Source organism: Acinetobacter pullicarnis, assembly GCF_006352475.1.
Taxonomy (GTDB): Bacteria; Pseudomonadota; Gammaproteobacteria; order Pseudomonadales; family Moraxellaceae; genus Acinetobacter; species Acinetobacter pullicarnis.
The window spans coordinates 3,065,220-3,078,183 of sequence record NZ_VCMZ01000001.1 but is presented as its reverse complement, the minus strand read 5'-3'; the positions used below and the strand labels follow the sequence as shown (position 1 = coordinate 3,078,183).

At 39.7% G+C, this 12,964-nt stretch carries 11 protein-coding genes; 8 read left to right on the top strand and 3 right to left on the bottom strand.

Annotated elements, in window-relative coordinates:
• Nucleotides 1-2: 2 nt before the first annotated feature.
• On the bottom strand, nucleotides 3-563 hold the full coding sequence (locus tag FD716_RS13645) for an SdpI family protein (RefSeq protein WP_139852847.1): 561 nt from the start codon (nucleotides 561-563) through the stop codon (nucleotides 3-5).
• 91 nt (nucleotides 564-654) lie between these two features.
• On the bottom strand, nucleotides 655-2,829 hold the full coding sequence (gene yccS, locus FD716_RS13640; protein ID WP_139852846.1) for a YccS family putative transporter: 2,175 nt from the start codon (nucleotides 2,827-2,829) through the stop codon (nucleotides 655-657).
• A gap of 277 nt (nucleotides 2,830-3,106) precedes the next feature.
• On the opposite strand from yccS, the gene FD716_RS13635 reads away from it, so the two are divergent.
• The 5 genes from FD716_RS13635 to FD716_RS13615 all read left to right on the top strand — a co-directional run bounded on the left by FD716_RS13635 (nucleotide 3,107) and on the right by FD716_RS13615 (nucleotide 9,998).
• Nucleotides 3,107-4,303 (top strand): multidrug effflux MFS transporter, encoded by a 1,197-nt coding sequence (locus FD716_RS13635; RefSeq protein ID WP_139852845.1) that lies wholly within the window; start codon nucleotides 3,107-3,109, stop codon nucleotides 4,301-4,303.
• Nucleotides 4,304-4,813: 510 nt separating this feature from the next.
• Nucleotides 4,814-6,196 carry a DcaP family trimeric outer membrane transporter gene (locus tag FD716_RS13630; RefSeq protein ID WP_139852844.1) on the top strand — a complete coding sequence of 461 codons (1,383 nt, stop codon included), beginning with the start codon at nucleotides 4,814-4,816 and terminating at the stop codon, nucleotides 6,194-6,196.
• A 579-nt stretch (nucleotides 6,197-6,775) separates the two neighbouring features.
• Nucleotides 6,776-8,017 carry a sodium/glutamate symporter gene (gltS, locus tag FD716_RS13625; RefSeq protein WP_139852843.1) on the top strand — a complete coding sequence of 414 codons (1,242 nt, stop codon included), beginning with the start codon at nucleotides 6,776-6,778 and terminating at the stop codon, nucleotides 8,015-8,017.
• Nucleotides 8,018-8,262: 245 nt separating this feature from the next.
• On the top strand, nucleotides 8,263-9,309 hold the full coding sequence (locus FD716_RS13620; protein WP_171477049.1) for a patatin-like phospholipase family protein: 1,047 nt from the start codon (nucleotides 8,263-8,265) through the stop codon (nucleotides 9,307-9,309).
• A gap of 176 nt (nucleotides 9,310-9,485) precedes the next feature.
• Nucleotides 9,486-9,998 (top strand): acyl-CoA thioesterase, encoded by a 513-nt coding sequence (locus tag FD716_RS13615; protein ID WP_139852842.1) that lies wholly within the window; start codon nucleotides 9,486-9,488, stop codon nucleotides 9,996-9,998.
• A gap of 194 nt (nucleotides 9,999-10,192) precedes the next feature.
• Here the strand turns inward: FD716_RS13615 and FD716_RS13610 are convergent, their stop codons facing one another.
• The gene (locus FD716_RS13610; protein ID WP_139852841.1) at nucleotides 10,193-10,396 is read right to left on the bottom strand and encodes a hypothetical protein; all 204 of its coding nucleotides are present in this window, start codon (nucleotides 10,394-10,396) and stop codon (nucleotides 10,193-10,195) included.
• A gap of 398 nt (nucleotides 10,397-10,794) precedes the next feature.
• Between FD716_RS13610 and FD716_RS13605 the strand changes: the two genes are divergently transcribed.
• The 3 genes from FD716_RS13605 (at nucleotide 10,795) to FD716_RS13595 (ending at nucleotide 12,806) form a co-directional block, all read left to right on the top strand.
• On the top strand, nucleotides 10,795-11,790 hold the full coding sequence (locus tag FD716_RS13605) for a CobW family GTP-binding protein (protein WP_139852840.1): 996 nt from the start codon (nucleotides 10,795-10,797) through the stop codon (nucleotides 11,788-11,790).
• An 83-nt stretch (nucleotides 11,791-11,873) separates the two neighbouring features.
• On the top strand, nucleotides 11,874-12,404 hold the full coding sequence (locus FD716_RS13600; protein WP_139852839.1) for a YaeQ family protein: 531 nt from the start codon (nucleotides 11,874-11,876) through the stop codon (nucleotides 12,402-12,404).
• Nucleotides 12,405-12,464: 60 nt separating this feature from the next.
• Complete coding sequence (locus FD716_RS13595) at nucleotides 12,465-12,806, top strand: FKBP-type peptidyl-prolyl cis-trans isomerase (RefSeq protein WP_139852838.1); 342 nt, start codon at nucleotides 12,465-12,467, stop codon at nucleotides 12,804-12,806.
• The last annotated feature ends 158 nt before the right edge of the window (nucleotides 12,807-12,964 follow it).

Sequence of the window (12,964 nt, the reverse complement as noted above, 5' to 3'; positions counted from 1 at the left end):
TTTTAAACTGGCTTTGCTGCACCAACTGTTTCATTTAAATGTTTACGTATGGTTTTAAATGAAAAGTTTTTACCATTCATGCGCGCAGGTAAAATATAAGCACCTTGCTGGCCTTTGGCTTTGAAGTTAATCAGTAAAAATTCTGGGGTGTTATACCATTCATAGATATCCGTCCAAGCGATTGTGCCTACACCATGTTGAGCACCCATTTGCTGGCGCATTACGATGCCTTGAGGTTGCACACCTAATTGGATTCCTTTGATTTCTTGAACTGGATATTCCTTCATTTTACGTTTTACGTACCACTCTAATCCAAATTTACGGATCAGGAAAAAGATCACGACGGTCGCAATTGCAACCCAAAACATGACTGTAGAATAGTTTTTAATTGAAACGATACCAATAATAGAGAGTACGATCACCGCAGCCATGATGATCCAGACTTTGGTACTAATTTTATTGGTACTGCGCCAAATGAAGAGTTGTGCCTGACGTTGCTCAACGTCAGAGACTTCATAAGGAACAGGTTGTAAAGTATAAGCGTAAAGATTCTTGGCGGTCATAACATCAACAATAAAAAATGGGTAAACTCACGAGAGTTTAACATTAAATTAAAACTCGTCGTGATTATAATCGAATATTTAAGCAAGACCCTTAGACAGGTGAAAATTCACTGATCTGATCATTGGGATCATGGCTTAAACTCTGCTTTAACGTACTCAATTGGGGCAGTACCGCGAACATCAAAGACAATTGCTGCAGGATGATTCGCGCTTCAGATGACGGATCATCTGATTGGTTGAGTTGTTTTAACATACTTTTTAATAAATCTTGTGTATGTGGTCCTGGCATTTGGTCGTGTAACAACGCACCTTTAATGTCATTTAAGGCTTGATCAAGTAAGGTTAAAACCTCAGGATCTGAGATGAGATTACGATGCGCACCTAAAGCGGCAATATAACTAATAAAGGTATGATTCAAACAAAGAAACTCAAAGGCCAGATTCTTTTGCATCGGATCAAATTCGGGTTCAGTCACCAATGTTGAAATTAATGATGCGACATCCGCATCGGTATTGTGTGCAGCACGACGAAATACCCGATAATTCAGGCTATTATTGCGACCATAATGATACTGTTGCACCACTTCAGTTAAATAATTACATTGCGCTTCAATTGCGCGTTTAATGGTTCTTGGGAGACGTCTAAATTTCCAATCAGGGAAAATAAAGGTCACACCAAACCAAGCAAATGCACAACCAATAATCGTATCAATTAAACGTGGTAGGGCAGCGCTGAATCCAAGGCCATCTAAGTTAAAGTTAATCAGCGCTAAAATTGTCATAAAAGCCGTGGCTTGGGCATATTGCTTACTGCGTAATTCAAAAAATAGCACGCCACAGATCACTAAAAAGATCAGCTGCCCTTCAATGGAGGGCACAAAATATAAAATTGCATAGCCTAAAATGATCCCAGCCAAGGTACCCCAAATTCGCAGGCGCAAACGGCGTTTGGTCGCATTAAAATTGGGTTGGCTGACAAACAAGGCTGTTAGCAAAATCCAATAACCATATTCAATATTACTCAATTGAACAAAGATATAGCCGATAAGCAGAACAATTGAAACGCGAATGGCGTGACGGAATAAAACCGATTCAGGGCTTAGATTTTGTTTCACCCGAATAAAAATATCATCCCAGCCTTTAAGGTCGTCATCTTTTAATTGGTTTTCAATATATTTGGATTTATCGAGTTTAATGTGGCGTTCAGTTTCCACATTGCGCAGTTGTACATCGATTGACTTTAAATTATCAAAAAGTGCAAAAAGTGCATTGGTCCAAATCGAATCATAGTTGGTGTTGTATTTTAGCTTTTCTAAGGATTTTCTAAGATTGCTAAACGCTTGTTGAAAGCGTGGGTTATGGTGATAGTTTTGTCTATTTAAAATACTTTCGCTTAAGTCCTCACAGGCCTTTCCTTGTAAGGATAAGATCCGTTGAAAGCGAAATAAGATGTCACTGTGTTCAAATATTTTGGCAAGTTTTTGATAATCGATATGTGACGAGTCAGCACGTTCATGAATATCTTGTGCAACGAAGTAATACTGTAAGCTGGTTCGAGTATCGCGTTGGCCTCGGTCACCTTTTAAACGGGTGAGCAAAGTAGTGCGCATTTCGTTAAAAATACCGATTAATTTACCATTTTCCAAAGACAGTCCAATCATGCTTTGCTGATAGCTTTTTGCCGTCATATCAACATCAAATAAATTGGATTTTGAAAATAAAAAATCACCAAGCGCAGAATAGCATTGCGATAATTTATCTTGGACTTGCCGAGCAGGAAACAATAAAAAGCTAATGGTTGAGATCACACCATACCAGATTGCACCAACAACCAAGAGGATGGGTTGAAAATACCATTGTTCAAATAAGTGGGTGCCCAACATGGTGTAAACCGAGACGACCAAGCAGCCATAGGAAATCGTGGCATAACGTCGGCCCAAAGATCCCAGTAAAATCCAGCCAATACACGATAAAATTAAACCGATGCCAAAGAAAAATGGATAGGGGAATAAGAGTTGAACTGAAGCCGCAGTCAGAAAGAAACCAATATAGGTATAAATCAAATTCATAATGCGGACTGAAAAACGATCATCAATATCGCTTAAGCCCGCAGCAACCACACCCAAAGTGAGTGGAATGGTCCAGAGTTGTTGGCCCAGATAGTAAGGGATAAAAGCCGTTCCTGCAAAGGCGATGATCATGCGAAGACCATACATGAAGGAACTGTTATAAATCACTTTTTTAAATAGCGTTAGCCCAGAGTTCAAGTTTGAATTCCTATTAACGAATACAGCAAAAACACTTCAAATAATCGAAGCATAAAATAGTGCCCAAAACAAACCACGCATAGCGCTAAAACCAAGCATGACAGCAATCGGAAGATTTCTGCACGCAGTATAGCTTTCACTCAGTAGATTTAGCTGAATATAGCGGTAAAGCTAGATCTAAATAAAACGATAAATTTAAATCTTTTCTCGGCACAAATAGTACTACGGAGCGTGTAAACTTGTCAGCATAGATTGATTGGAAAGTAGAAATAGACGCATGACAACAAAAAAAATAGATCAACAGTATTCAACTGGTTGGATCATGTTATTGGCCTTGTTTACTGCACTTGGTCCATTGTCTATTGATATGTATCTTCCTGCATTTTTACAAATGGCACATGACTTTAATGTCAGCCCGCAAATGGTCTCCAATAGCTTACCCGCTTATTTTCTTGGACTGGCACTGGGCCAATTGATATATGGTCCGCTCAGTGACCGAATCGGACGTAAAACACCGCTGTATTTCGGCATGGCTGTATTTGCATTGGCAAGCTTACTTTGCGCCTTTGCGACAGATGTTTGGTTTTTGATTGGTGCACGTTTATTGCAAGCTTTAGGGGGGTGTGTCGGGGTGGTGATTGCGCGAGCAGCCATTCGAGACCGTTTAGATGTGCAAGGTTCTGCTCAAGCATTTTCTAGCATGATGATTGTCATGGGAATCGCACCAGTCATGGCACCGATATTTGGTGCTTGGGTGCTGTATTTCTTTGATTGGCAGGCCGTTTTTATTTTACTTATGCTGATTGGTATTTTTTGCTTGGTTTGTGTGCATTTCTTTTTCACAGAAACCTTACCAGTAGAGCGACGTTTAAAGCTTTCAATTCGCCAAGTGGGCTTGCTCTATCAGACGATTTTAAAAGATAAAAGCTTTAGATTGCCGATGTTGGCTGGCTGTCTAACCGGTGGTGCGCTGTTCTGTTATATCAGTTCGGCTTCCGCAGTCTTTATGGGGGTCTTTGCGATGGACCAACAGCATTTTGCCTATGCTTTTGCATTCAATGCTGTAGGAATCATGTTCTTATCGTCGATCAATAAACGTATCAGTCAACGGGTTGGAATTAAGCAGCGGTTACAAATGGGCGGTCTTATTCAGTTTACAGGGGCGGTTATCGTGCTGTTGTGTGCTTTTGCTACATCAGCAAGCCTGTGGGTTGTAATGTTTGGTTTATTTATGGCGGTTGCAGGTATTGGTTTTACGGGTCCCAATGCGATGGCGCTAGCCATGTCGCAACAAGGAGCGCGTGCTGGAACGGCAAGTGCCTTAATGGGGAGCGTTCAATTCTCTTCTGGTCTGCTCGGTGGCCTGATGCTTAACTTTATGCCTTGGAATGCTCTGCTGAATATGGGCATATTAATGGTGCTTTTCACCCTACTTGGACTAACTGCTATTTTCACCATCGCTAGACAGCAATAAAAGCAGATGAGCGTGAAGTGGTGAGTGAAAAAACCAATAAAAGTTCAGTTAGAATAATGAAGCGCCGCGATCATGAGACCAGTATTGAGCGGTTTTTTGAGCAATATTACGCTGGAAAGAACAAATAAAAAGACACATGTATTTTTTTTGCTTATACATTAGTCGAATATGCTCTCACGATAGAATCAAGTTTATTTGTGTAAATATATAATTTTTATAAACTTATTGGAATTTGATTTAAGCAAACGGTTGGGAATTAAGCAAACTGGAAGAAAACTGATTTTAAACATCTCAATAAGTTGTTAAATTAGTCGTGTGAAATACACATAATGTTACTTTCGTTTTTAAAGTTTCATCAAAATTAAGTCAAAGCATGTTACTTCGATGTTTTTTTTGTGGGTGTTTTACAGCGCTCTGCTAAAACTAGAGTGAGTGGTTTTCAATCTGATTTTTTTATATTAAAAAATCTGACATGCATGGATGTGGATATTATAAATTTAGGAGTTTTAAATGAGTCAATTTTTGAGTCGTAAAGTATTTTTAAAGCAGGGCGTTGCGGTTGCGGTCACAGCATTGATGATGGGTTCTGTACATGCAGCATCTGACAAAGATGAAATTAAAAAATTACGTGATGAAGTGCAAGCTCTTAAATCACTAATTTTACAACAGCAACAGGTTCAACAACAGCAGCAGCAAGTCCAACAGCAACAGCAAGTTCAAATCGAACAAGTTCGTACGGCGCCAGTACAACAGCCAGTTGCAAAAGCTGAATCTGCACTTGCAAGTTTGAAAACCAAAGCGGGTTCAAACTTTAATTTATATGGTTTTGTGCGTGCAGATGCTGAATACCAATTTAAAGGTGGTAATGCAATCTTTAATCGAATCAATGCTGTTGATTTAAATGGTGTGCTTGATGCAAATGGCATCATGAACCCGAATAACGATCGTTTTTATAGTACGGTCACTACAACGCGTCTTGGTTTAGATTTTAAAGCCCCAGTACAAAATGCTGATGTGGGGGGTAAAGTTGAGATCGATTTCCGTGGTGGCGATAAAAACGATACTGTGCGTATTCGTCATGCTTATTTGACTTATAACAAATGGTTAGTTGGTCAAACTTCATCTTCTTTCGTGTCGGGTGAGACTTCACCAGAAATTTTGGATTTTAATGGTCCGTTGGGCACAGGAACACACCGTACACCAATGGTCCGTTATGCAGACAAGATTTCTGATACGACCAGTTACATGGTCGGCCTGGAGCAAGGTGATAGTGCTAACCGCTTGCCGACAGCAACGGCTAAGATCACCCAAACCTTTGCGGGCGATAAAGGCTTAGTCAATGCGCGTGCGTTGGTTCAAGAAACCCGTGCTAGATTAAAACCTGTGGATGGCGGTAATGAATATAATGATCAAGGTGAATTTAGTTGGGGCCTTGCTGCAGGTGCCAAATATAAGTTCAATGATCAGTTGTCTATGACAGCAGATTATACCCATCTAACAGGTGATAAGACTTATATGCTGTACGGGAATGACAATGCTTATACGGTCAATACCAATAAAAAATCAGTTGATTTGGTTGATTTAGATGCGGTCAGCGTTGGTGCAACGTATCGAATTAATCCTCAAGTACGTACCAGCATTGGTTATGGTGCCATGTTCTATGACAAGCAAGGTGCAGGCAAGAATGACAACCTACAACAAGGTTGGTTAAATGTATTCTATAACCCAACTAAAGTGTTAACTTTTGGTGCTGAATATATTTATGGTGAACGTGCAGTTGATGATTACAACAACATTGTCAAAGACAGCAGCGGTGCAGTTATCGTTAACAATACTAGCGATCGCGTTGGTCGTGATAGCCGTATTGGTGTAATGGCGAAATACGATTTCTAAACTCTAATCTATTATTATGTTTTCCCAAAAAGCCGAAGTCTTTACTTCGGCTTTTTGCTATTTAATCTTTATCAAGATGATTGCAGGGTAAAGCAATGCAGAAAAATATTGATTGTATTTTAAATAGTCAATAAACTTGAGTAATGATTGATTTAGCTAGTGACAAGATAAATATTAGGCATCCAGAAATAGTTTTGTAAAAAAATAAAGAAATCTAATCAAATTTCTGCATAATGTGCGCTTTCTTAAATATTCAACATGAATGCTTAAATAGTCTATGTTTTGTTGTTGGCTTTAAGTGGTTTTAAGCGAATAGCATCACTGTTTCACAAGACTGAGAAATTGATAAATGATGTCGCAGCGGAATTTGAATTTGTCATTGCTGAGCAAGCCAAATTTCTAAAGAACCGAATAGATGAAAGTCTTGGTGCGATGCGTTATTAGAATACGGGGCTTTTTGTTGTGTGGCTTTTCTAAATAAGTTTGGAGGTTTCTGGACTTAAACATGAATGATGAATGATAAAGCCTAAGTGAGACTACAGAACAAAAAGTGTGAAATCATATTGAATGGATTTGGTCATGGAATTTACTTTTAATGCGTTTTATACGCTTATTGCTGCAGTCATCGTATTGTTACTTGGACGATTTTTAGTTAATCGGATTGACTTTCTAAGACGTTATAATATTCCAGAGCCTGTTGCAGGCGGTTTGGTTGCTGCGATTATTTCTTTGCTGGTCTACAATTTTTTTGGATATAGCATTACCACCAGTGCAGATCTTCAGAAGAGCTTTATGTTGATCTTTTTTGCCTCAATTGGTTTAAGTGCCAATTTTGCAAAACTCAGAGAAGGTGGTGTTGGTCTTGTTATTTTCTTGGTTTGTGTTGCGACCTTTATTCTTATACAAAACGCTGTGGGTATTGGACTTGCCACAGCACTCGGCTTAAATCCATTAATCGGCTTAATTGCGGGTTCAATTACCTTAACGGGTGGACACGGAACTGCTGGCGCTTGGGGTTCAATTTTAGAAACCAAATTCCATATTGAAGGTGCATTAGCACTCGGTATGGCCAGTGCGACCTTTGGTTTGATCATTGGTGGTGTGATTGGTGGTCCATTAGCTAAGTTTTTGATTAACCGTCATAAACTAGCCACTGAAATGAACAAGGAAGAGGTTGAGAATCGTGATGAGCACCAAATTTCAAACCAAGGTGATGATGAGTTTATCGCTTTTGAACATCCTCATCAGGTTCGTTTAATTACTGCTGATAATGCGATTACCACACTCGGTCTATTTGCGGCCTGTCTTGCTTTTGCTGAATTTATGACTGCATTTAGTAAAGATACTTGGTATGAGTTACCGACTTTCGTTTGGACACTTGGCGGTGGTGTGATTCTGCGTAATGTTCTAGAAGGCATCTTCAAGGTTAATATTTTTGACCGTGCAATTGATGTTTTTGGAAATGCATCTCTATCACTGTATCTTGCAATGGCTTTATTATCATTGAAACTTTGGCAGTTGGCAGATCTTGCTGGTCCATTGATGGTGATCTTAACTGCACAAACATTGACGATGGGCTTGTATGCTGCATTTGTGACTTTCCGTGTTATGGGGAAAAACTACGATGCTGCGGTACTTTCGGCAGGGCACTGTGGTTTTGGAATGGGCGCGACACCGACCGCCGTTGCGAATATGCAGGCCATTACCAATATGTATGGTCCTTCACATAAAGCATTTCTAATCGTGCCTTTGTGTGGTGCATTCTTTGTTGACTTGATCAATGCAACCGTTATTCAAACTATTCTGTCTTTCTTTGCCTAAATAATATAAGCAAGGCATGATAAAAAAAGCCTTAATCCAGTCTTGGGTTGAGGCTTTTTTACGTGCTTTGAATCGTGAATCTTATTAAAAACTTTCAATTTAATGAATTGATTTGGCTTGGCTAATTTTGAATAAATAGCGTTTGTCTCATGTTTCTAAAGCAATGAATTTTAATAAAGTTAACAGAAAAATAAGATCAGATATGCTTAGATGGTCGGATTCGCCTTATTGACTGTGTTTTGCTGATGCAATTTATAAAAATATCAATCCTCATCTTGAGTGTACTGTCTACTGCATGTCAGTTGCGTCCAGTTCAAACTGTTGAGGCACAAGTGTTGGCATCAGATGATTTATTAACAATACAAAGTTTAACGACAACGACGGTCACTCCAATTGCAGCACAGGCCGATACGAAAATTTTGAATGATCGGCTGAAACAGAAAAAAATAGCACATCCAGAAAAACCAATCATTGCCTTAGTTCTTGGTAGTGGTGGTGCGCGTGGCTATGCACATATTGGGGTGATTGAGGTACTCGAGCAGCAAGGGATTAAGCCAGATTTTATTGTCGGAACCAGTGCCGGTAGTATTGTTGGATCGATCTATGCCAGCGGTAAAACAGCCAAGCAACTTACTGAGATTGCTCTAGGCATGAAAGCCACGGATGTTCGAGAATTTAAAATTGGTTTAAAAGGTATTTTTGACGGTAGAAAAGTAGAAGACTATGTCAATAAACAAGTTGGAGAGCAAACCCTAGAACAATTGCAAATTCCGATGTTTGTGGTCGCAACTGAACTAAAAAATGGTGAAAAAGTCGTTTTTAATTCGGGTAATACCGGGCAAGCCGTGCGTGCCTCTGTGACCATACCGAGTATGTTTATTCCAACCTTGATTGATGGTAAAGAATATGTCGATGGTGGCTTGGTGAGTCCGGTACCTGTTAATGTTGCACGCGAGCTTGGGGCTGATGTGGTTATTGCTGTCGATATTTTGGCACAACCGATGTATACCGAAACCAAGAATGTATGGGGATTGTTTAACCAAAATATCAATATTATGCAAAACACTTTGGCTGAAAAAGAATTAAAAAATGCGGACATTGTGATTCAGCCAGATTTGCGTGAGAAGGCGCATATTTTTGATGTTACTGCGCGTCAAGAAACTATTCAGGCAGGAATCGATGTTACACAACAAAAAATTAAGTTGATCAAAAACGTATTAGAACGAATCGAAGCGCAAAAAATGCTGGAAGTGAATGCAGTGAATCAGCTCGATTCCAGCACGAACGAATAATTCAGTTGTAGAAAGAGATCACAGGATTGACTCGGTATGGCAAGCTAATTGGGTTAATGTTTGTTTTAAGTGTGAAAAATGACCTGTTTGTCGAAGCAGTTGGGCATGATTTATAACATTTTAATGCGATGCCACGTATAATGTCTTTTTAGATTAGTGCATAAAGAGTTTTTTTGATGGCGCCTTTAGATCAAATTGTTCCTATCGACAACGACCAGTCAGAATTAGCCATGACCGTGCTTATGACACCTGAAATGGCCAATTTTTCTGGGAACGTGCATGGTGGCACAATTCTGAAATTATTGGATCAGGTGGCTTATGCTTGCGCGAGCCGCTATTCCGGTGCGTATGTTGTGACCTTGTCAGTCGATAAAGTGAATTTCAAAGAGCCGATTCATGTCGGTGAGTTGGTTACCTTCCTGGCAAGTGTCAACCATGTTGGTCGAACTTCAATGGAAATTGGTATTCGTGTTGAAGCGCAGAATATTCAAAAACGGACTGTTCGACATACCAATAGCTGTTATTTCACCATGGTTGCTGTCGATGAGCAGGGCAAGCCAAAGCAAATTCCAGAACTTGATTTAAACAATGAGTGGAAACGTTGTCGTTTTGAAGCGGCAGAACAGCGTAAGGCTGCGCGTTTGCAAGACAATCATCATCCTTCATGCAGTATCTATAAAAATACTTAATTGAGCGCCAAGCAGACTGATTAAAATGATCCTCTGACCTGAGCATGCTTGCTCTAAATTGTTTTAACCAAGCATGCATTGGATGAATTGTATTTTGATCTACAAAAGACCAAGTCGCAGCATGACTTGGTCTTTTGCATTACCGCATCAATGAAGTGCGGTGAGGAATGAGGAAAACCTCATTCATTCCACAATTATTGTGGAACTGCGTCAACTTCAACTTCTTCAGCAACAACACTGGCTGAAATTTCTTCTGTTGCAGGTGCAGCTTGATCTGTTGCAGGGGTTGCTTCTACTGCTTGTTCTTCAACAAGAACAACTTGATCATTTGGTGCAGCAAAAGTAGTTGCAGCAGAAAGTACAAGTGTCGTAGCGAGTAGTGTTTTAACTAAATTCATTGTAGGCATCCTTATTTAAAAATGTGATGATCACCAAATTTTGGTTAAGTAAAAATAAAGCTTGGAGATCGAAAATCATGCTACGTGCTGAATTTAGATAGGGCAACCTTATCAACAAAGCGAAACAGAGCTAGATACAGAGCAGTTACAGAGTCTATTGCTATGTTTTATAAGTGTAAGTAGATGCTGAAAAACCGCGCACCAATTGTGTGCAAATATGTAAGGTTTGGGTGAAAGACAGCCATAGTGTTTACAGAACATCATTATAATGTGCTGGATTACTTATGATCTATTATTGGAGTTTTAAATCAAGATTAAGACTTTAAAGCTAAAAATAGATCATAGCAAGCACATTCATTAGTATTATTAAAAGGTCATGACAAAATGAGGCGATTTAGTTGAAAATTGTTATTCAGGCACCGGTCAAAACACACATTATTTCTGGATTTTTAGGCGCGGGTAAAACGACGTTATTACAGCATTTACTCACGCAAAAACCTGAACACGAAACTTGGGCAATATTGATGAATGAGTTCGGTCAAATTGGCATTGATCAGCAACTTTTAATTCAACAACCCGGCTATGTGGTGAAAGAACTATTGGGAGGCTGTTTATGCTGTAGCAGTCAATTTCCCATGCAGCTCGCCTTATCTCGATTAATTCATGACCTACGTCCTGATCGATTGTTTATTGAACCTACTGGTTTGGGACACCCAGCACAATTGTTAGATCAGCTGAGTGAGCCGCACTGGCAGGAGAGTTTAGAACTTCGCGCACTGATTACAGTGATTGATGGTTCTCGTCTGCATGAGCAAGCCTTAGCTGAGCAACAACTCTATCAAGATCAATTAAAAGCAGCGCAAGTGGTGGTCGTTTCGCATATTGATCGCATGAATACGCAAGACTTGCAGGCGCTTGAGCAATTAAAAGTTGACTATGTGGCCCAAATAAGGGATTGGATGATGGTAGAGCAAGGTCAGATTGAATTTCAGCACCTTGATATCGCTTCAAAACCTCGAAATCGCAAAATAACGCCCTTGATCCAACAACAACGTCTGTTGCCGAAAGATGCCATACCTACGGTAGTTCAACAACTACCTTACCACTATACGGAAACGAACCAAGACTACTCAGTGGCTGGGTGGCGTTTTTCTAAGCGTTGGTGCTTTGATTTTCATTCTTTATTTGACTGTTTAAGTGAACAGCAAGATTGGTTAAGGATTAAAGCAATTTTTTATACCACTCAAGGTTGGTTGAGTTTTAACTTTAATCCTGCACAATTTAATTATCAGTCTTGCCCAGAAGGGCCGGATAATCGTATTGAAATTATTATTTCCGGTCAACGTGATTGGGAAAGTTTTGAAACAGCCTTGCTGAACTGTCGAATCAACTAAAGATTGCGAGCGATTCTTGCAGAAGAAGTCGCCTTTATTTAGCAAAATCTTATATGCTTAGCGCCAAATAGGAGTGTGACCCAATGGCATTAAAAGCAACAATCTATAAAGTAAACTTAAACATCGCTGATATGGATCAACATCAATATACCGATTATCAGTTGACTCTTGCGCAGCATCCGTCTGAAACCATTGAACGGATGATGGTGCGTTTACTTGCATTTGCTCGTTTTGCCAATGAACAGTTGGGCTTTACCCAAGATTTATTTGAAACCAGTGAGCCAGCATTGTGGGAAAAAGATCTTACCGGGCAATTGGTTACTTGGATTGAGGTGGGCTATCCAGATGAAGATAAGCTGAAAAAAGCCAGTGCGCGTTGTAATACTGTGGCTGTCGTCAGTTATGGTAGTAATGTCGCGGAATGGTATAAAAAATCAAGTAAAATTAAAACGCTTTCGAATGTTCAAGTTTGGCAGCTCTCCCAAGCCACGACTGAAGCCGTTGCAGCACTGTGCCAACGCACCATGCAATTGCAATTGAATATTTTAGATGGCGAATGGAACTTGATCTCAGATCACGGACAAGCATTAATTGAATGGACACAAATACAGTAAATGCTTGAGCTTAAAATGAGTTTGAACTTAAATTTAATAGGTTGAGGTTGGAGCGTTAAGATGAGTACTGAATTAGAAATTATTGATTTAAAAGTTGGAACTGGCAAAGAAGCAGTAAAAGGCGCCTTAATTACCACACATTATACCGGCTGGTTAGAAGATGGGACCCAGTTTGATGCATCACTCGATCGTGGTCAGTATTTTGAATGTGTGATTGGAACAGGCCGTGTGATTAAAGGTTGGGATCAGGGCATCATTGGAATGAAAGTCGGTGGTAAACGTAAATTGATCGTGCCTGCGCATTTGGCTTATGGTGAACGTAAAATGGGCAAAATCATTCCTGCCAATTCAAATTTGACCTTTGAAATTGAATTATTTGATGTGAAAACCCGTGACCAATAAGTGACTGGGTTTTAATTAAGATTGCTTACACCGCTGAGCATACCATCTGATGCTCAATTAATGCTGTGTAAGCAGTATTTAGGTGGGGGATTGCTTAACGTTATGGGTAATGGATTGCTGCTGTTTAAACCTTTTAAGCCACTTTAAATTATTCATCC

Bases quoted from the DNA above. Each gene is read 5' to 3' on its own strand.
- FD716_RS13645 (WP_139852847.1), bottom strand. From the start codon at position 563: ATGACCGCCAAGAATCTTTACGCTTATACTTTACAACCTGTTCCTTAT.
- FD716_RS13635 (WP_139852845.1), top strand. From the start codon at position 3,107: ATGACAACAAAAAAAATAGATCAACAGTATTCAACTGGTTGGATCATG.
- FD716_RS13630 (WP_139852844.1), top strand. From the start codon at position 4,814: ATGAGTCAATTTTTGAGTCGTAAAGTATTTTTAAAGCAGGGCGTTGCG.
- gltS (WP_139852843.1), top strand. From the start codon at position 6,776: ATGGAATTTACTTTTAATGCGTTTTATACGCTTATTGCTGCAGTCATC.
- FD716_RS13620 (WP_171477049.1), top strand. From the start codon at position 8,263: ATGCAATTTATAAAAATATCAATCCTCATCTTGAGTGTACTGTCTACT.
- FD716_RS13615 (WP_139852842.1), top strand. From the start codon at position 9,486: ATGGCGCCTTTAGATCAAATTGTTCCTATCGACAACGACCAGTCAGAA.
- FD716_RS13610 (WP_139852841.1), bottom strand. From the start codon at position 10,396: ATGAATTTAGTTAAAACACTACTCGCTACGACACTTGTACTTTCTGCT.
- FD716_RS13600 (WP_139852839.1), top strand. From the start codon at position 11,874: ATGGCATTAAAAGCAACAATCTATAAAGTAAACTTAAACATCGCTGAT.
- FD716_RS13595 (WP_139852838.1), top strand. From the start codon at position 12,465: ATGAGTACTGAATTAGAAATTATTGATTTAAAAGTTGGAACTGGCAAA.